Here is an 18253-nt window from a genome sequence, read left to right as displayed (position 1 = left end):
GTTCATCGACTTTCCCTGGTTGGAGTCGAGAGCCGAACAAGTCTGCACCTATGCCGCGCTCCTAATACCCGGCCTGCTCCAGACGCGTGATTATGGGAGTGGTACCAGGTGGCGAAGAGGGCCGCCGCCAGGAGCAGCTCGGCAAGGTCACCGCCGTAGTACATGAGTTGGGCGGCCGAGCGGAACGCTTCCGGATCCCGGTCGCTGAGGCCGGGCGGGAGGGTTTCGGCCTGGGCGTACAGGTATTTGGCCAGCACTGCGTGGCCGGCCGCCGCGCCGAGGAGGGCACCGATACGCACCGCTAGTCCGGGGCGACGCGGCGCCGGGTCCGGCCCGGCCAATGACCAGGCGAAGAGGTACCCGGCGGCCAGGTAGTGCAGGTGCACGGCGTGGTGCAGGACGGGCTGCCGTTCGGCCGCCGCGTACAGCGGGGTGAGCAGCACCAACGCCAACCCGCCGGTGGTCAGCAGCGCGGCGGTGACCGGATGGGCGAGCAGGTGCAGGGGGCGGGCGCGCAGCAGCCGGCCGACCGCTCGGCGTACCGGCGGCGGCGAGACCCGCAGCAGCAGCGTCACCGGGGCGGCGAGCACCAGCCCCAGCGGGGCCAGCATGCCGAGCAGCAGGTGCTGCGCCATGTGCCCGCTCGGGTTGTCGGGGAGCTGGGCCAGTGGCCCGACGGCGACCGCCAGCAGGGCGCAACCGACCAGCCAGGAGGCGGTACGTCGGTGGTCCCAACCCCGCGGGTCCCGAGCGGCGGCCAGCACGTAACCGACCGCCAACACCGCGACCGGGAACAGCGGTAACCAGGTGGGCCCGGCCGCGCTGTGCTCGGCGTGCGCCAGCGGCCCGGCCAGCATCATCGGGGGCCGGCGCGGCGGGAGCGGGCCCGCCACAGGACTGCGACGCCGGCCAGCAGCAGCACCGCTCCGGAGATGTTCCAGACCACGTCGTACGGCACCAGGTGTACGCCGTAGCGGATCTGGTGCAGCCGGAGCACCTTGTGGTCGACGAGCCCGTCGAAGAGCTGGAACCCTCCGGCGCCGACCAGGAAGCCACCCCAGGCCAGCCGGCTCGCCAGGGCATGCCGTCGACGCAGGTCGGCGAACCAGAAGAACCCACCGACCAGGGCGATCACCTCGGCGGCGTGCAGCAGCCCGTCCGAGAGCAGCGCCACCGAGGGGGTGGAGCGGTCGTAGAAGTGGTGCCAGGCGAGGAGTTGGTGAAAGACGATCTCGTCCACCGCGGCCATGATCGCGATGCCGATCAGGACGCCGACGAGGGTGGAGGAACGAACGTCGGCGGAACGCGGCCTCGGCAGGCTCGAATCGACCACCACACACCTCGCAGTCAGCTCGGATCAGGCCGCAAATACCCCGAAGCGGATGAAACATGCCGGGCCAGGGCGACCGGAAGGCCCAACGGGCCGGTGGCACATCCCCGTTTCGTGACTCCCGGGCCACTGACGGCATGATCATGGAGCCTGGAGGGGCAGCGACAGCCAGAGCCGGAGAAGAACGAGAACCAGATCCCGAGAAGGAGGTGCCCGTGCCGGACGCTGACGAACTCGTCGCCAACGCGCTCGCGGCGGTGCGCGGCACTGACGTACGGAAGGCCGAACGGCAGCTGGACCAATTGATGGTCGGCACCGGCGCCGCGGACGGCACCACCGCTGTGGACGCGGCTCTGCTGCGTCGCCTGGTCCGCGGCCTGGGCCGACTCTGGCCGCGCGGTTGGCAACCGCTCGACGTGGACCGGATCACCGGTCGACGGCTCGACGCCCGCGCGGCCCGGCTGGTGCGCGACGCGATGGCCGTCCAGCGGCGCGACCAGGCCGAGCCGGTCCCGGCCTGGTGGGACGACCAGCTACGCGAGCTGGTGGCCACCGAGGGCGGTGCCGACGGCAGCGTGCTGGCCGGTTGGGCCAGCCGGGAGGGTCTGGACCGGGCCGACGCGCTCCGCGCGGCAGTGGACACTCTCGCGCTGGTGGAGAGCCTGCCGCCGATCGCTGTGCTGCGCCCACCGCCGGGCACGGCCAGCGCGGCGACCGCCCGGACGGCCGGTCGGTCGCGCAGCGGGTCACCGATGCTGGACCGGGTACGGGCGCTGCTGGCGAAGGCCGAGTCGACCACCTTCCCGGCGGAGGCGGAGGCGCTGACCGGGAAGGCCCAGGAGCTGATCGCCAGGCACAGCATCGACGAGGCGCTGCTGGCGGCCGGGTCGGAGCGCGGAGACCTGCCCGGCGGCGTACGTCTGAGCACCGACACCCCGTACGCGGGCGCGAAGGCGCTGCTGGTGCAGGAGGTCGCGGCGGCGAACCGGTGCGAGGCGGTCTGGTCCGACGATCTCGGCTTCGCCACAGTGCTGGGCTGGCCGGCCGACCTGGTGGCGGTGGAGTTGCTCTACACGTCGCTGCTGGTCCAGGCCACTGCGGCGATGCTGCGGGGGCGTGCCGAGCGACGGCCCGGGTCGGGGCGACGGACGAAGGTCTGGGACGAGTCCTTCCTCAACGCGTTCGCGCTGCGGATCGGCGAGCGGCTGCGCACGGCCACCGAGGCGGCGACCGAAGCGGCGGACCAGGCGGCGGCCGAGACCGTCGGGGCGGAACGGCTGTTGCCGGTGCTCGCGGCGCGGGGCGAGGCGGTCCGGGAGCGGTTGGACACGCTCTTCCCCGGCGTCACCCGGCACCGGCTCAGCGTGCGCGACGCCGAAGGCTGGTCATCCGGCACCTCGGCCGCGGACCGGGCTTCGCTGGACGTCGGCGGCGCCCGGAAGCCCCGACAGGTGCCCGGCCGACCCGATCCGCGCTGAACCATCCGGCGTGGGAGCGCCACCGGCGGACGTTTCTGCGATGTTCTTCGGTACACGGTAGGGATCGGGGGAACGGCTCCGACCCTTCGGTGAGTCGCCCCCCGATCGGGGTGCGACCAGAGCCTGAGGAGCATCGCCGTGAAGTACATGCTGCTGATCTGGAACCGGCCCGGCTTCACCGAGGGGCTGAGCGAGCAGGAGCGCACCGCCCTCTTCGGTGAGGTCGACGAGATCATGAAGGAGCTGACCGAGACCGGCGAGCTGATCGGCGGCCAGGCGTTGGCCAATCCGTCGCAGACGTTGACGGTGCGGCTCGTGGACGGCAGCCCCGAGGTCCTCGACGGCCCGTTCATGGAGAGCAAGGAGCAGTTCGCCGGTTACCTGGCCGTCGACTGCGACACCCCGCAGCGGGCTGCCGAGATCGCCGCCCGCTGGCCGGACGTTCGGTACGGCGGCGCGATGGAGGTCCGCCCGATCATGGACGAGGCCGGGACGGAGATGTGACCGAGGACCGGACGGTCGAGGATCTGCTGCGCACGTTCGCGCCTCAGGTCCTCGGCCTGCTGGTCCGTCGGCACGGACAGTTCGACAGGTGCGAGGACGCGGTCCAGGAGGCGCTGCTCGCCGCCGCGACGCAGTGGCCCGGGCAGGGCGTACCGGACAATCCCCGCGCCTGGTTGCTCACAGTGGCCACCCGTCGGCTCACCGACGAGTGGCGCAGCGAGAGCGCGCGCCGGGACCGCGAGGTGGCGGTGGCGCGGCGCGAGCCGGCGTACGCCGGGGTGGCGCCCGCGGCGGACGCGGAGCCCGCCGTTGCGGCCGACGACGACACCCTCACGCTGCTGTTCCTCTGCTGCCACCCGGCGCTGCCCGGATCGGCGCAGGTAGCGCTCACACTGCGGGCGGTCGGCGGCCTCAGCACCGCCCAGATCGCCAGGGCACACCTGGTGCCCGAGGCGACGATGAGTCAACGGATCCGGCGGGCCAAGCAGCGGATCGAGGCTGCCGGGGCCCGGTTCACAATGCCCGGGCCGGCCGAGCGGGGCGAGCGGCTCGGAACGGTGCTGCGCGTGCTGTACCTGATCTTCAACGAGGGCTACACCGCGTCCAGTGGCCCGGACCTTCGCCGGGCCGAGTTGACCGGCGAGGCGATCCGGCTGGCTCGCATCCTGCGCGGGCTGCTGCCCGACGACGGCGAGGTGACCGGGCTGCTGGCGCTGATGCTGCTGACCGACGCGCACCGGGCGTCCCGGGTAGGGCCGGACGGAGAGTTGGTGCCCCTCGCCGAGCAGGACCGTTCCCGGTGGGACGCCGCCGCCATCGTCGAGGGGGTCGCCCTGATCACCGAGGCGCTGACCTGGTCGCCGCCCGGCCCGTACCAGCTCCAGGCGGCGATCGCCGCCGTGCACGCCGAGGCGTCGACGGCGGCGGAGACGGACTGGCGGCAGATCGTCGCGCTCTACCGACTGCTCGCCCGGATCGCGCCGAACCCGATGGTCACCCTCAACCAGGCGGTGGCGGTGGCCATGGTCGACGGGCCCCGAGCCGGGCTCGCCCTGCTCACGCCGTTGGACGCCGACGAACGCACGGCCGGGCACCACCGGCTGGCCGCCGTCCGGGCTCACCTGTTGGAGCTGGCCGGGGAGGTCGGTGCGGCGCGGGAGGCGTACCTGGTGGCGGCGCGGGGCACCACGAGCCGGCCCGAGCAGCGCTACCTGGAGGTACGGGCGGCCCGGCTGACCGGGCAGGAGTGAGTCACCTCGTCTTGCCGTTTTGGCAACAATCTTTGCGCGTCGCCCGGTCGCCGGTCACAGTCGTGGACGACGCGCGAAGGAGCAGGCACAGATGAGCGAGCAGCACGAGTTCGACAAGGACTACTGGGAGCGGCACTGGCACCAGGACCACGACCGTTCCGGCGCGATGAGCACGAGTCCCGCGCACCCGTACCTGGCCCGGGAGGTCGGCGCTCTTGCACCGGGCTCGGCGCTGGACGCCGGGTGCGGCGCGGGCGCCGAGGCGATCTCACTCGCCGCCCACGGCTGGCAGGTCACCGCCGTCGACATCGCACCCGTCGCGCTCGCCCGAGCCGCCGAACGCGCAGCGGAGAGCGGCGTCTCCGAGCGCGTGCGGTGGGTGGAGGCGGACCTGACGGCCTGGGCCCCTCAGACGCGGTTCGACCTGGTCACGACGCACTACGCGCACCCCGCGATGCCGCAGTTGGCCTTCTACGACCGCGTCGCCGGTTGGGTGGCCCCCGGCGGCACCCTCCTGATCGTCGGGCATCTGCACACCTCGGACGCCAGCGAGCCAGGGCACGGGCACGCGCACGGACACGGACACGGGCACCGCCCGCCGGACGAGGCATCGGTCACCCTCGCGGACATCACCGCCGGCCTGGACAGCACCACCTGGGAGATCATCACCGCCGAGGAGCACCGCCGCACGGTGCCGGGCCGGGAGGCGCCGCTGCACGACGTGGTCGTCCGCGCCACCCGACGCCTCTGAGCACACCGCTGCCGACCGTCGGACGTCCCGGCGGCCGGCAGCGGCGGTCACACCTCGGGTTCGACGGCCGGGCAACTGGCACCCCGGGCGGGCACCACCTGATCGATCAGGTACGAGTCGACGGCTCGTTGCACGCACTGACTGCTGCTGTAGCTGCCGTGCCCCCACCCCTGGTAGGTGAGCAGCGCGCCGTGCCGACCCAGCTGCCGCGCCACGTTGCGCGCCCAGCCGTAGCCGCTGGCCGGGTCGTGCACTGTGGCCGCGAGCAGCAGCGGCACATCGGTGTGGACCCGTAGCCGATGCTGCGGGTTGGCCACCGGCGTCGGGGTGCCCAGGCAGGTGACCAGGGCGAACAGCGCCGGCGGGTAGCGCAGGTCGGGCGCGAGCCGGGCCGTCCTGCGCAGATGTCCGGCGTACTCGCTGTAGTCGCGGACCGGCAGGCTCCAGTCCTGACAGAAGACCGCGAAGGGGTACGGAGCCACGGCCTCGTCCGTCAGCGGACGAACGCTCGGCGTGGTGGCGGTGCCCTCCAGTCGGACGATCCACTCGGCCAGCTCCGGCCACCGCCAGGTGTCGTAGAGCTTCTTGTGGGCGAGGCGGCTCAACTCGAACGGGGCGAGCGCGGCCCCGGCCCGGTCCGGGTCGGTCAGCGAGCCACGCTCGGCCCGGGCGTGCAGCCCGGCCCAGCCGGCCCGAACGTCCCGACCGCGCAGGACGCAGCCGTCCGAGCGGGCGCACCAGGCCAGGAACTCGTCGAACGCGCCCTCAGCGGTGACGGCCTGGGTGTCCAGGAAGGCGCGGGTGCCGAGGCTGTGGTCCATCGCGGCCTCCAGCACCATGGCCCGGACCCGGTCGGGGTACAGCTCGGCGTACCGCTGCCCGAGCAGGGTGCCGTACGAGCTGCCGTGGAAGGTCAACTGCCGTTCGCCGAGCGCGGCGCGGACCGCGTCCAGGTCGCGGGCGGCGCTGGTGGTGTCGACGTGGTCGTAGAGCGCCCCGGTGCGGGCCCGGCAGTCGGCGCGCAGCAGCGCGTTGTTGGCCAGCACGGCATCGAACTGGGCCTGGTCGGCGATCAGTTGCGGTTGCCGGGCGAGCAGGTCCCGGGCACACACCACCGGGTGGCTGCCGCCGGTGCCGCGTGGGTCGAAGCTGACGATGTCGAACCGGGCACGCAGGTCGGCACTGAACCGGGAGCTGCCGTTCACCACCCTGTCGACCCCGCTGTCGCCCGGCCCGCCGGGGCCGAAGATCAGCGCGCCTTCCCGGGTGGCCGGGTCGGCGACCCGGCGGGCCAGCGACAGGTCGAAGCGCTCGCCCAAGGGTCGGTGCCAGTCCACCGGCAGCGACAGGGTGCCGCACTCGGCGCTGGTGTCAGTGGCGCAGGGCCGCCAGTCGATCGTCGGGGCGGGCTGTGGTCGGGCGGCGGCCGGGCTCGCCGGAGTCAGGCCGGCGGCTGTCAGGGCCAGGGCGACCGCCCAGCCGACTGCGGATTTGCGTACGCGCAGCATGAGGTGCTGTCCTCTCCTCGAAGGAGCGTTGCCGGTGAAACTCGCCCACTGGGCGAGGTGATGCTGCTTCCACCCGGGCCGTCGAGTAGCCGCTCGACGGCCCGGGGCCTCTCGTCCGCCGGGTCAGTCGACCTCGCGCAGGACGCGTTCGAGCGTTGTCATCCGGGTCTCCATCCCGCCCAGCCGGCCGTCCATGGTCGCGAGCAGTCGGGCGTTCTCCGCCTGGGCCTGAGCGGCCGTCTCGGCGAGCCGGCGGTAGTCGTCCGCCCGGTCCGCCTCGTACCGGGCCCGGCGGGTCTTGGCGAGCTGCACGACGGTCACAGTGACCACGCTGATCAGGAAGGCGAAGATGCCGATCGCGCCGACCACCTCGGTCCAGTCGTGCTCGCTCATCGCTGTGCTCCCGGCTGCTCGCCCGAGTCGGGCACTGTCAGCGTCTCGACGGCGGCCGCGATGATCGCGGGGGTGAGTGTGAGCACGAACGGCTCCACCTCGTAGTAGTTCATGGCCTTCCCGTCCTCCGACAACTCCAGGCGGGCGGTGACCAGCCCGGCCGCCGCCAGCTTCCGTAGGTGGACCTGCAACAGCGCCCGGCTGATGCCCAGTTGCCGGGCCAGCCCGCTGACGTACGCACGCTCACGGGCCAGTGCGGCGACGACCCGCAGCCGGTGCGGGTTGGCCAGGGTGGCCAGCACACGGACCAGGTCGTCGCCGGTCGGCGGTGAGGCGGTGCTCATAACGAGCCCTTGCACATGCCAAGGAAAGCTAGCAGGTGCCGGCGAGCTGCGGTGCGGGACGAAAGCGGAATCAGGGGGATCTCAGGGTCGGCGAAAGAGGCCGGACACACAGCACGCCGGGCCGGTGATGATCACCGGCCCGGCGTGCGGGTTACGTCGTACGTCAGCTCTTGAAGGCGTCCTTGATCTTCTCGCCCGCCTGCTTGAGCTTGGCGGTGGACTGGTCAGCGCGACCCTCCGCCTCCAGCTGCTCATTGTCGGTGGCCCGACCGGCGCCTTCCTTCAGCTTGCCGGTCGCGTCCTCGGTGGCGTTGTTGATCTTGTCGTCGAATCCCATTGCCAACCTCCATTGCAAGCGTCGCTACAACGACAGAGGTACCCCCGCCGTCGCCGGTCCAACCATTACCCCCGTCACAGATCGGCGGCGGCCGGGCGAAAGCGACGCAGGCGCAGGCTGTTGGCCACCACGAAGACCGAGGACAGCGCCATCGTGGCGCCGGCGATCATCGGGTTGAGCAGCCCGGCGGCGGCCAACGGCAGGGCCGCCACGTTGTAGCCGAACGCCCAGAACAGGTTGCCCCGGATGATGCCGAGCGTGCGCCGGGACAACCGGATGGCGTCCACCGCGGCGTCCAGATCGCCCCGGACGAGGGTGAGGTCGGCCGCCTCGATCGCCACGTCGGTGCCGGTGCCCATGGCCAGGCCCAGGTCGGCCTGGGCCAGCGCCGGGGCGTCGTTGACCCCGTCACCCACCATCGCCACCGACCGTCCCTCGGCCTGGAGCCGCTTGATCACGTCGACCTTCCCGGCCGGCAGCACCTCGGCGATCACCTCGTCGACGCCCACCTCGGCGGCGACCGCGTGCGCCACTGTGGTGTTGTCCCCGGTCAGCAGGACCGGGGTCAGCCCCAGCCCGCGCAGCCGAGCCACCGCCGCCCGGCTGGTCGGCCGGACCACGTCGGAGACAGCGAGCACGCCCCGGGCCCGCCCGTCCCAACCGGCGACGATCGCCGTACGACCGGCCGCCTCGGCGTCGCGCACTGCCCACTCGACCTCCGGCGGTACGTCGAACTCGTGCTCGCGCAGCAGCCGGACCCGGCCTACCAGCACGGCCCGCCCGTCGACAGTGCCGGTCACCCCGAGTCCTTCGAGGTTGCCGAAGGCGGTCACCGGGAGCAGCGCGCCCACGTCGCTGGCAGCGGCGGCTACGGCACGGGCGATCGGGTGCTCGGAGGCGGCCTCCACCGCCCCGGCGAGCCGAAGCAGCTCGGCCCGGTCCACACCGCTCGCCGGCATCACGTCCACCACCGTCATCCGGCCGGTCGTCACGGTGCCGGTCTTGTCGAGCACCACGGTGTCCACCCGGCGGGTCGACTCCAGCACCTCCGGGCCCTTGATCAGCACGCCGAGCTGGGCGCCCCGACCGGTGCCGACCAGCAGCGCGGTCGGGGTGGCCAGGCCGAGCGCGCACGGACAGGCGATGATCAGCACGGCCACGGCGGCGGTGAACGCGGCGGTCGGGCCGGCCCCGGTGCCGAGCCACCAGCCGAGCGTGCCGACGGCGAGGGTGATGACGATCGGCACGAAGACCCCTGATATCCGGTCCGCCAACCGCTGCACTGCCGCCTTGCCGCTCTGCGCCTGCTCCACCAGGTCGGCCATCCGGGCGAGCTGGGTGTCAGTGCCGACCCGGGTGGCAGTGACGATCAGCCGCCCACCCGCGTTGATCGTGGCGCCGACCACGCCGTCACCCGGAGCGACCTCGACCGGCACCGACTCACCGGTGAGCATGCTGGCGTCGACAGCGGAGGTGCCCTCGTCCACCACCCCGTCGGTGGCGATCTTCTCCCCGGGGCGGACCACGAACCGGTCACCGACGGCGAGCCGGTCCACGGGGATCAGGGTCTCCACGCCGTCACGCAGCACCGTCACGTCCTTGGCGCCGAGGTCGAGCAGGGCGCGTAGGGCGGCGCCGGCGGTCCGCTTGGACCGGGCCTCGAAGTAGCGGCCGGCCAGGATGAACACTGTGACCCCGGCGGCCGCCTCCAGGTAGATGTTGCCGGCGCCGTCGGTCCGGGTGATGTCGAAGCGGAACGGGTGCGTCATGCCGGGCATCCCCGCGTCACCGAGGAAGAGCGCCCAGAGCGACCAGCCGAACGCGGCCAGGGTGCCGAGCGACACCAGGGTGTCCATGGTGGCCGCGCCGTGCCGCAGGTTGGTCCAGGCGGCCCGGTGGAACGGCAGCCCACCCCAGACCACCACCGGGGCGGCCAGGGTCAGCGACAACCACTGCCAGTAGTCGAACTGCCAGGCCGGGACCATGGCCAGCAGGACCACCGGCACGCTCAGGGCCACCGACACCCAGAGCCGGGTACGCGGCCCCCGCAGCGGGTCCACCGGGGGTTCGGCGCTGGGCGGGGCCGGCAGCGCCGCCGTGTAACCGGTCTTCTGCACCGTCCCGATCAGGTCGTCAGGCGTGACGCCGTCGGCGTACCGGACGGTCGCCTTCTCGGTGGCGTAGTTGACGGTGGCGCTCACACCGTCCATCCGGTTGAGCTTCTTCTCGATCCGGGCGGCGCACGCGGCGCAGGTCATCCCGCCGATAGCCAGTTCGATCCGGTTCGGCGCCTCGGGCAGCGGTCTGCTGGTGGTGGTCATCGTCTGGTCCCGTCAGTTGTGTCCGTGCCCGGGGGTGCCGTGGTCGGCCCCGCCGGTCGGTGCGGGCCCGCTCGGGGTGGGGGCTGCTGCTCCGGTCGGGGCACCGCCGGTCACCACTGTGAACTCGGCGGTGTGCACCCGCCCGCCGTGTTGGAAGTCGAGGTAGAGCCGGTAGCTGCCGGCCGAGGGCACCTCGGCGAGGAAGGTGACGGCCGGACCGGGCCGGGTGCGCCCATCGCCTGGCGTCCCGTCCGGGTGCACGTGCAGGTACGCCAGATCACCCCGACGTAGTGCCACGAGGTGCCCGTACGCGCCCAGGTAGGGCTCCAGGTCGGTGACCGGCTGCCCGTCCCGGCTGACGGTCAGTGTCAGCGGCGACGTGCGGCCGGGCTGCGGCGTGCCGGTCAGTGTGACCGTGTAGCCGTCGACTGTGGTGCTGGTCGCCGGGGCGGGCAGCGGCCGTTCGGTCAACTCGCCGGGGACTGTCACGTCCACGCCGAGGGTCAGCGGCTCACCCCCGGTCGGGGCGAAGTCCGCGAACGCCCGCCACTGCCCGGGGCCGGCCAGCGGGGTGTCGACCCGCCAGGTGCCGTCCGGGGCCAGCTCGGGGTGGACGTGACGGAAGCCGGAGAGGTCCCGACGGGCGACGATCAGGTGCATCTGCTTGTCGTGCGCCACGTCGTACCGGGTGACCGGGCGGCCGTCCGGGCCGGCGATCCGGAAGGCGAACTCGTCGGCCGGGGCGTCGACCGGTTCGAGGGTGTAGCCGCGTTCGGAGACGAGCAGCCCGCCGGGGAGCCGGTCGGCCGTCTCGTCGTGCTCGCCCGTCGCAGGAGCGGCATCGCCGTCGTGCCGGCCCTCGACCACCGGGGCGCGGTCGACCACCCGGCCGATCCCGTACGTCGTGCCGAAGATCGCCGCCAGGCCGACGGCGAACCCGGCCAGTCTCGTCACGGTGCGCACGCCGGCCCGCCGATCACGCGTCGACGAGGTCGTAGCCGGCCTCGTCGACTGCGGCTCGAACAGTCGCGGTGTCCAGCGGCTGATCGCTGCTGACGGTGACGCGGCCGGCCTCGAGGTCGACCTTGACGTCACGCACGCCCGCGATGGCACCGACCTCGGCGCTGACCGCGCTGACACAGTGCCCGCAGGTCATGCCCTGCACCTGGTACGTCGTGTCGACCATCGGTTCGTCTCCTTCGGGGTACCGGTACCCGGTGGGGGTATCTCAACAGAACCGACCGTACCATACCCCCTGGGGGTACGCTATCGTTGTCGACATGACGGCACCCACCCCGATCCGCGGATACACCGCCAGCAAGGATCAGCTGCTCGCGCGGCTCCGCCGCGTCGAGGGGCAGGTCCGGGGCATCGAGAAGATGGTCGACGACGACCGCTACTGCATCGACGTGCTCACCCAGATCTCCGCCATCCAGGCCGCCCTCGACAAGGTGGCCCTCGGGCTGCTCGACGGGCACGCCCGGCACTGCATGCACGAGGGCGCCGCCGAGGGCCGGGCCGACGAGATGGCCACCGAGATGATGGCGGCGGTCGGCCGGCTGATGAAGCGCGGCTGACAAGCGCTCAGTCCGGCGCGGGGTCGAGACGGACCCGGCGCAGCAACTGCGCGTTGAGCGCCACCACGATGGTGGACGCCGACATCAGCACCGCGGCCAGCGCCGGGCTCAACGCCACGCCGGCCCAGGCCAGCACCCCGGCGGCCAGCGGCAGCGCCACCACGTTGTAGCCGGCCGCCCAGGCCAGGTTCTGTCGCATCTTCCGGTACGACGCCCGGGACAGCCGGACCACGGCCGCCACCCCACGCGGGTCCGAGGATGCCAACACCACACCGGCGGACTCGATTGCCACATCCGTGCCCGCGCCGATCGCGATACCCACGTCCGCCCGGGCCAGCGCCGGAGCGTCGTTCACCCCGTCACCGACCATCGCCACCACCAACCCCCGCCGCTGCAGCTCGGCCACCCGATCGTCCTTCTCCGCCGGCAGCACCTCGGCGAAGACCTCGTCGACGCCAGGTCGGAAGCCGAGGTCGGCCGCGACCGCCTCGGCCACCGACCGAGCGTCACCAGTGATCATGGCGATGGTGCGGACACCCTCGGCTCGCAGCTCGTCGACGGCACGCCGGGCCTCCGGACGCACCTCGTCGGTCAACGCGAACGCACCGAGCACGGCGTCCGGTAGCCGCACCAGGTGCAACACCGCGGCACCCCGCGCCGACCACCGCCCGGTCGCCGCTTCCAGCTCCGCCGGGACCGAAAGGCCCAGCTCGCGCAGCAGCGCCGGCCCGCCCACCGCATACTCCGTACCGTCGATCGTCGCCTGCACACCGCGGCCCGGCAACGACCGGAACCCGGCCGCCCGGGCCGGGCCGGCCCGGCCTGCCGCCGCCACTATCGCCCGGGCCAACGGATGTTCGCTCTCCGACTCGACACCGGCCGCGATCCGCAGCAGCTCGTCCCGCTCGACGCCGGACGCCGTCACCAGATCGGTCACCCCGTGCTCGCCCCGGGTCAGCGTGCCGGTCTTGTCGAAGAGCACCGCGCCGACAGTCCGCATCCGCTCCAGGGCCAACCGGTCCTTGACCAGAATCCCGGACCGAGCGGCGAGCGCCGTGGAGAGCGCGACGACCAACGGGATGGCGAGACCCAGCGCGTGCGGGCAGGCGATCACCAGGACGGTGACCGCACGGACCACCGCCTCGTCCGGCTGACCGAGCGCGGTCCAGACCAGCACCGTCAGCACGGCGGTGCCGGTGGCCAGGTAGAACAGCGCGGCCGCGAACCGATCGGCCAACAGTTGGGCTCGCCCACCGGAAGCCTGGGCCTGCGCGACCATGCGCTGGATGCCAGCGAGGGCGGTCTGCTCACCCAACGCCTCGACGCGCACCCGGATCGCCGAGTCGGTGGCGACGGTGCCGGCCACCACCCGGTCGCCCGTCGACCGGGCGACCGGCCGTGACTCCCCGGTGATCATCGACTCGTCCAGCTCGGCGCGGCCCTCGACGACCCTGCCGTCCGCCGGCACCCGACCCCCCGGCCGGACCAGCACCACGTCGCCGATCCGCAGACCGGTCACCGGCACCTCCTCGACCCGCCCGTCCGCCGCCACCCGTTCGGCGTCGTCCGGCAACAGCGCGGCCAGCGCCGCCAGCGCTCCCCGGGCCTGCCCGATGGCCTTCATCTCCTGCCAGTGCCCGAGCAGCATGATGGTGACCAGCGCGGCCAACTCCCACCAGAAGTCCAGGTCGAAGGCGCCGACGCTGGTCGCCAGCGACGCGGCGTACGCGACGGTGATCGCCATCGCGACCAGCAGCATCATCCCGGGCGCCCGGTCCCGCACCTCCCGAACCGCACCAACCAGGAACGGCCAACCGCCCCACCAGAACACCACCGAGCCGAGCACCGGCCCCACCCAGGCCCGACCGGGGACGTCGTTCCCGGACAGGCCCAGCTGATCCGACACGAGACGACTCGTCAGCACCACCGGGATGGTCAACACCAGGCAGACCCAGAACCGGCGGCGGAACATCGCCGGATCGTGCCCGGCGTGCTTGTCGTGCGCGGCGTGCCCGGCGTGTTTCTCGTGCGGCATGGGTCCGGCGCGTCGCTGGCGATCGGGGTCGGGCGGTGACGGAGCGGGCATGGCTCCAACATGCCGCCCCGGAGACCGCCACGCGAGCGGTTCGGCCGCCCGACACTCCGCCACGACCTGCAACCCCCAGGAGGGCTGGCTAGCATCTCCCGCGATGGCTCTCCGTATGCCGCCGCACAGTCGGGCACCGGCGCCGCCACGTCGTGGCGTCGCCCCCGGCCGACCGGGCCGAGCACTGACCGTCTGTGATCAAGCGGTCGTCAGGCAGCGATCCGCCCCGCCGTCGGCCGCGTTTCCACCGCAACGGTGAACCGCCCGGCCCGCTGACCCGTATCCCGCACCGGATCGTTGGGAGTCTCGCCTTGGCCGCCGACCACACTCACCCCGCTCCGTCCGCCCCACCACGGGTGCGACGGATCCTCGTCGTGACTGTGGTACCTCTCTTCGTCGCCACAGTGCTGGCCGCGGTGCTGCTCTGGCCTCGCGGCGGGTCACCACAGACCGATGGTGGTGCGGACGTGCCGCGCTACCCCGGGACTGTCACCCGGGTGGTGAGCGAGCCGTGCCCGCCGGCGCCGTCGGTTCCGGAGGGCACACCAAGGGTCGGCGACGGGCGGTGCGGCGCTGTCGACGTCCGGGTGGACGACGGGCCGACCGCCGGCCAGCAGGTACGGACACCGGTGCCGGACGGGCCGGGCGCGCCCCGGGTCGAGGTCGGCGACGAGGTCGTCCTGGTCGAGCTGGCCGATCCGATCGATCCCGCCGTCAGCAACTGGAACATCGCCGAGCACCAACGCGGCACCCCGATGGTGTGGCTGGCGGTGGTCTTCGCGGCCGCGATCGTCGCGTTCGGCCGGTGGCGAGGTCTGGCCGCGCTCGCCGGGCTGGCCGCCAGCTTCGCCATCCTGCTCACCTTCGTGCTGCCGGGCATCAGCGCGGGCAGGTCACCGCTGCTGGTGGCGGTGGTCGGCGCGGCCCTGATCATGTTCGTGGTGCTCTATCTGACCCACGGGGTCACCGCACAGACCTCGGTAGCGGTGCTCGGCACACTGGGCAGCCTGGTGCTGACCGGCGTGCTCGCCACCATCGCCACGGCCGCGACCCACCTCACCGGCTTCGGCAGCGAGGACGCCACCACCCTGTCGATGTTCCAGGGCGACGTGGACCTGCACGGTCTGCTGCTCGCCGGGATCATCATCGGATCACTCGGCGTGCTCGACGACGTGACTGTCACTCAGGCAGCCACCGTCACCGAACTGGCGAACGCCAACCCCGGGCTGTCCCGGTTGCAGCTGTACCGTGCCGCCACCCGGGTCGGCCGCGCGCACATCGCCTCCACTGTCAACACCATCGTGCTGGCGTACGCGGGCGCGTCACTGCCGCTGCTGCTCCTGCTGACCGCCGACTCGCGGCCGATCGGGCAGATCCTCACCAGTGAGTTCCTCGCGCAGGAGATCGTCCGCAGCGCGGTCGCCACCCTCGGTCTGATCGCCGCCGTGCCGTTGACCACCGGGCTGGCAGCGGTGGTGACCGCCGCCGGGCGCGGCGATGCCACGCCGTCCACCGGCGCTCCCGCGCCCCGGCCCCAGCCGGACCGCAGCGAGGCTCTGGCCGCACTCAGCTCACCGCGAACGGCCGGCTCCGACGAGCCGGACCGGACGCGGACCGCACCCCCATCCGAGGCCACCGACCGGTGGCCGGAGTCGAACAGGAGCACTGATACGGCATGGTGACACTCCTCAGCGTGACCAGATCGGGCATCCACCCTGAGAACCGCGTCACTGGTCACTCAACGCAATGGCGAAATGACGCTTTTGGTCGGCATCCAGGCGTAGCTCAGCCGGTCGACTCTCGGGTAACCTCGCTGCCGGTCACCGATGAAGGCGCGAAGCGGCGCCTGCGGTGCCACCGCCCAATCGCCAACCGGCGAGCCGGGGACCCAGGTACCTGGGGTGAATCCGCGTCAGCGGTAGGGGCCACTTCCGCCCCGAACCCGTCAGCTAACCCGGTCGGCGGTCGACGGAAGGGAACATTGTGACGGCACCCCTACGCCGCTGGTTGACACCCGTGGTGGCCGTGATCGCCGCACTGACAGTGCTCGCCGGGCCGCTGCCGGCGCACGCCGCCCCGACGAACCCCACACCGTCCGGGCACGAGGAGGACGGCGAGCCCAAGCTGCTCAACGACGTCATCGAGCAGGCCAACCGCGACTACTCCGCCGCAAAGTCCAAGCTGGACAAATCCAAGAAGCGGCAGGGCGAGTTGGCCGCGGAGGTCAACCGGGCCAAGGCCGACCTGGACGCGTTGGCCCCGCAGGTCGGGCAGATCGCCGCCCAGGCGTACCGGACCGGCCGGATCGGCGCGGTCGCGATGCTGCTGGAGAGCGACGCTCCCGACTCGTTCGTCCAGCGCGCCGGGCTGCTCGACGAGATGAACATGGTCAACGAGAAGAAGCTCTCCGAGGTCAACGAGGTGAAGGCCCGCGCCGAGCAGGCCAAGCTGGCCCTCGACACCGAGGTTCGGGAGCAGCAGAAGCAGACGGCCCTGATGGCGAAGCGCAAGAGCGAGGCCGACAAGGCGCTCTCCCTCGTGGGCGGGAAGGGCTTCACCGGCGGCCTGGTGGACGCCACCTCCAAGGTCGCGAAGATCGGCCCGGGTCGCACGGCCGACGGTGACTGGAAGCCGCAGTCGTGCAGCGAGAAGGACCCCACCACGTCCGGCTGCGTCACGCCGCGCACGCTGCACGCGTACAAGGAGGTCAAGGCGGCCGGCTTCAACCGGTTCGTCGGCTGCTACCGCCCCGGTGGGCCGTGGGAGCACCCGAAGGGCCGCGCCTGCGACTGGTCGCTACAGAAGAGCGGGTTCTCCCCGTGGCACAACAACGACACCCGGACGTACGGCAACAACGTCGCCGCGTTCCTCATCCGTAACGCCGACCGGCTCGGCATCTACTACGTGATCTGGAACCGGCAGATCTGGTTCCCGGCCACCGGCTGGAGTTCGTACAGCGGGCCGTCGAACCACACCGACCACGTCCACATGTCGCTGCTCTGACCCGCACGATTCCCGTCGAGGGCCGTTCCGCGTGACGCGGAGCGGCCCTCGTCGCGTCAGACTGTGGCAGGCGCGGCCGGGTCGGTCGACTCGGGCGATCCGGCCGCTGTCGCCAACGTCGCGAAGCCGGCTGGCACGGCGGCCACCGGGCGCACCGCTCCGGCGGCCAGCCGGTAGGACACCCCCACCACCGCGCACCGCCCCCGCGCCACCTCGTCGGCCAGCACGGGAGACTGCCCGAGCAACGTCTCGACGGTCTGGGCGATGTGGATGTCGACGATGCCGTCGATGTCGTCCACGCCCTCGGCCTCGGCGCGGCGCAGGCTGGGCAGCACGGCGTCGACCACAGCGCGCAGATGACCGCTCGGCGCGGTTCCGGTCGCGGCGGACTCCCGGGCGGCCTGCACCGCACCGCACGAGTCGTGGCCAAGCACCACCACCAGCGGGGTGCCGAGCACTGTCACCGCGTACTCGACGCTGCCGAGCACCTCGGGGCCGGCGGTGTGCCCGGCGGTGCGAACCACGAACAGGTCGCCCAGACCCCGGTCGAAGATGATCTCGGCAGCGAGCCGCGAGTCGGAACAGCCGACGATCACCGCGAACGGGTGTTGCCCGTCGGCCACGGCGGCCCGGTGCCCGGCATCCTGGTTGGGGTGGCGTGGGGCGCCATCGACGAAGCGCCGGTTGCCGGCGACCAGCTCGGCGTACGCCCGGGTCGGCTCGCTGAGCGCGGTGGCCCGGTCGGTGGTCCGCTGCGGACCCGGCTGACCTCCGGAGCTCCCGGTATGACTCATCCCGCACCTCGTCTCGACGCATCTGGCCTGGTCAAGCCGGCTTTCCGCCGGCCGGGCGGGCGGGCGCTGGCTCGTGCTCCACCGTCACACGCACCGTAAGATGCGTCAAGGTATGCGTGATTTAGATTTCATACGTTGACTCCGGCCACCCCCTGGGCAACCTTCCCAGGGCAGCGCGGACCAGACTCTCGCGAGGGCAGGCGGACATCCGGAAAGGCGGTCACACGATGGCGAGCACGGTGACGGACGACACCGGCGGCGGGCGGAACTGGACGTTCCTCACCAACCACGGGCACGTGCTGCTGGCCATCGCCCGCGACCCGACCGCCCGGCTACGCGACGTCGCGGCCGAGGTCGGGGTGACCGAACGGGCCGCGCAGGCGATCGTCGCCGACCTGGAGGCAGGCGGTTACCTGCACCGCACCAGGGTCGGGCGCCGCAACGAATACACCCTCAACCCGGCCGGCCGGTTCCGGCACCCCGCCGAGGCCGACCGGCAGGTCGGCGACCTGCTCGCGCTGTTCGCCGACGTTCCCACAGCGAAGGCGGAGCCCCGGGCCTGACCCCGGTCACCGGG

18 protein-coding genes, 2 pseudogenes and 1 riboswitch are annotated in these 18253 nt (G+C 72.5%); of the genes and pseudogenes, 9 read left to right on the top strand and 11 right to left on the bottom strand.

Going from position 1 to position 18253, the window contains the following annotated elements; all coding sequences use genetic code 11:
• Positions 1–94: pseudogene (locus AB0C19_RS25015) on the top strand (Scr1 family TA system antitoxin-like transcriptional regulator); the annotation flags it as partial.
• Between the two features lie 16 nt (positions 95–110).
• Here AB0C19_RS25015 and AB0C19_RS25010 read toward each other — a convergent pair.
• Positions 111–857: pseudogene (locus AB0C19_RS25010) on the bottom strand (cytochrome c oxidase assembly protein); the annotation flags it as partial.
• Complete coding sequence (locus AB0C19_RS25005; RefSeq protein ID WP_357189175.1) at positions 857–1333, bottom strand: DUF2243 domain-containing protein; 477 nt, start codon at positions 1331–1333, stop codon at positions 857–859. The gene AB0C19_RS25005 and the pseudogene AB0C19_RS25010, both read right to left, overlap by 1 nt.
• A 212-nt stretch (positions 1334–1545) precedes the next feature.
• Between AB0C19_RS25005 and AB0C19_RS25000 the strand changes: the two genes are divergently transcribed.
• The 4 genes from AB0C19_RS25000 (at position 1546) to AB0C19_RS24985 (ending at position 5313) form a co-directional block, all read left to right on the top strand.
• Complete coding sequence (locus tag AB0C19_RS25000) at positions 1546–2808, top strand: DUF2786 domain-containing protein (RefSeq protein WP_357189173.1); 1263 nt, start codon at positions 1546–1548, stop codon at positions 2806–2808.
• 147 nt (positions 2809–2955) lie between these two features.
• Positions 2956–3312, top strand: coding sequence for a YciI family protein (locus AB0C19_RS24995; RefSeq protein ID WP_357189185.1), 357 nt, complete (start codon positions 2956–2958; stop codon positions 3310–3312).
• Positions 3309–4562, top strand: coding sequence for a DUF6596 domain-containing protein (locus AB0C19_RS24990; protein WP_357189171.1), 1254 nt, complete (start codon positions 3309–3311; stop codon positions 4560–4562). The genes AB0C19_RS24995 and AB0C19_RS24990 overlap by 4 nt, the downstream gene beginning before the upstream one ends.
• A 91-nt stretch (positions 4563–4653) precedes the next feature.
• A complete protein-coding gene (locus tag AB0C19_RS24985; protein ID WP_357189169.1) occupies positions 4654–5313 on the top strand; it encodes a class I SAM-dependent methyltransferase in 660 nt (219 codons plus the stop codon).
• A 47-nt stretch (positions 5314–5360) separates the two neighbouring features.
• Here the strand turns inward: AB0C19_RS24985 and AB0C19_RS24980 are convergent, their stop codons facing one another.
• The 7 genes from AB0C19_RS24980 to AB0C19_RS24950 form a co-directional block, all read right to left on the bottom strand.
• Complete coding sequence (locus AB0C19_RS24980) at positions 5361–6821, bottom strand: alpha/beta hydrolase (RefSeq protein WP_357189167.1); 1461 nt, start codon at positions 6819–6821, stop codon at positions 5361–5363.
• Between the two features lie 123 nt (positions 6822–6944).
• Positions 6945–7214 carry a hypothetical protein gene (locus AB0C19_RS24975; RefSeq protein WP_357189165.1) on the bottom strand — a complete coding sequence of 90 codons (270 nt, stop codon included), beginning with the start codon at positions 7212–7214 and terminating at the stop codon, positions 6945–6947.
• Entirely contained in the window at positions 7211–7558 is a 348-nt protein-coding gene (locus AB0C19_RS24970) for a helix-turn-helix domain-containing protein (protein WP_357189163.1), read from the bottom strand. Before AB0C19_RS24970 ends, AB0C19_RS24975 begins: the two co-directional genes overlap by 4 nt.
• A gap of 163 nt (positions 7559–7721) precedes the next feature.
• Positions 7722–7895, bottom strand: coding sequence for a CsbD family protein (locus AB0C19_RS24965; RefSeq protein ID WP_036410891.1), 174 nt, complete (start codon positions 7893–7895; stop codon positions 7722–7724).
• Between the two features lie 74 nt (positions 7896–7969).
• Entirely contained in the window at positions 7970–10216 is a 2247-nt protein-coding gene (locus AB0C19_RS24960) for a heavy metal translocating P-type ATPase (protein ID WP_357189161.1), read from the bottom strand.
• Positions 10217–10228: 12 nt separating this feature from the next.
• Positions 10229–11179, bottom strand: coding sequence for a hypothetical protein (locus tag AB0C19_RS24955; protein ID WP_357189159.1), 951 nt, complete (start codon positions 11177–11179; stop codon positions 10229–10231).
• 13 nt (positions 11180–11192) lie between these two features.
• Positions 11193–11402, bottom strand: a complete 210-nt coding sequence (locus tag AB0C19_RS24950) for a copper ion binding protein (RefSeq protein WP_357189157.1) — start codon at positions 11400–11402, stop codon at positions 11193–11195.
• Positions 11403–11496: 94 nt separating this feature from the next.
• On the opposite strand from AB0C19_RS24950, the gene AB0C19_RS24945 reads away from it, so the two are divergent.
• Positions 11497–11793 carry a metal-sensitive transcriptional regulator gene (locus tag AB0C19_RS24945; RefSeq protein ID WP_030329541.1) on the top strand — a complete coding sequence of 99 codons (297 nt, stop codon included), beginning with the start codon at positions 11497–11499 and terminating at the stop codon, positions 11791–11793.
• A 7-nt stretch (positions 11794–11800) separates the two neighbouring features.
• On the opposite strand, the gene AB0C19_RS24940 is transcribed toward AB0C19_RS24945, so the two are convergent.
• A complete protein-coding gene (locus tag AB0C19_RS24940) occupies positions 11801–13828 on the bottom strand; it encodes a heavy metal translocating P-type ATPase (protein WP_357189155.1) in 2028 nt (675 codons plus the stop codon).
• A 362-nt stretch (positions 13829–14190) separates the two neighbouring features.
• On the opposite strand from AB0C19_RS24940, the gene AB0C19_RS24935 reads away from it, so the two are divergent.
• Positions 14191–15561: a YibE/F family protein gene (locus AB0C19_RS24935; protein WP_357189153.1), complete on the top strand. Its 1371-nt coding sequence runs from the start codon at positions 14191–14193 to the stop codon at positions 15559–15561.
• Positions 15562–15727: 166 nt separating this feature from the next.
• A riboswitch (cyclic di-AMP (ydaO/yuaA leader) is annotated at positions 15728–15858 on the top strand.
• Positions 15859–15862: 4 nt separating this feature from the next.
• The gene (locus AB0C19_RS24930; RefSeq protein ID WP_357189151.1) at positions 15863–16882 is read left to right on the top strand and encodes a hypothetical protein; all 1020 of its coding nucleotides are present in this window, start codon (positions 15863–15865) and stop codon (positions 16880–16882) included.
• A 56-nt stretch (positions 16883–16938) separates the two neighbouring features.
• On the opposite strand, the gene AB0C19_RS24925 is transcribed toward AB0C19_RS24930, so the two are convergent.
• The gene (locus AB0C19_RS24925) at positions 16939–17676 is read right to left on the bottom strand and encodes a carbonic anhydrase (protein ID WP_357189149.1); all 738 of its coding nucleotides are present in this window, start codon (positions 17674–17676) and stop codon (positions 16939–16941) included.
• A gap of 227 nt (positions 17677–17903) precedes the next feature.
• On the opposite strand from AB0C19_RS24925, the gene AB0C19_RS24920 reads away from it, so the two are divergent.
• Positions 17904–18239, top strand: coding sequence for a MarR family winged helix-turn-helix transcriptional regulator (locus tag AB0C19_RS24920; protein WP_266303812.1), 336 nt, complete (start codon positions 17904–17906; stop codon positions 18237–18239).
• Positions 18240–18253 lie beyond the last annotated feature (14 nt).

Source organism: Micromonospora sp. NPDC048842, assembly GCF_040649935.1.
Taxonomy (GTDB): domain Bacteria; phylum Actinomycetota; class Actinomycetes; order Mycobacteriales; family Micromonosporaceae; genus Micromonospora; species Micromonospora hortensis.
The sequence above is the reverse complement of the archived record's forward strand: the minus strand, read 5'-3'. Positions and strand labels throughout refer to the sequence as shown.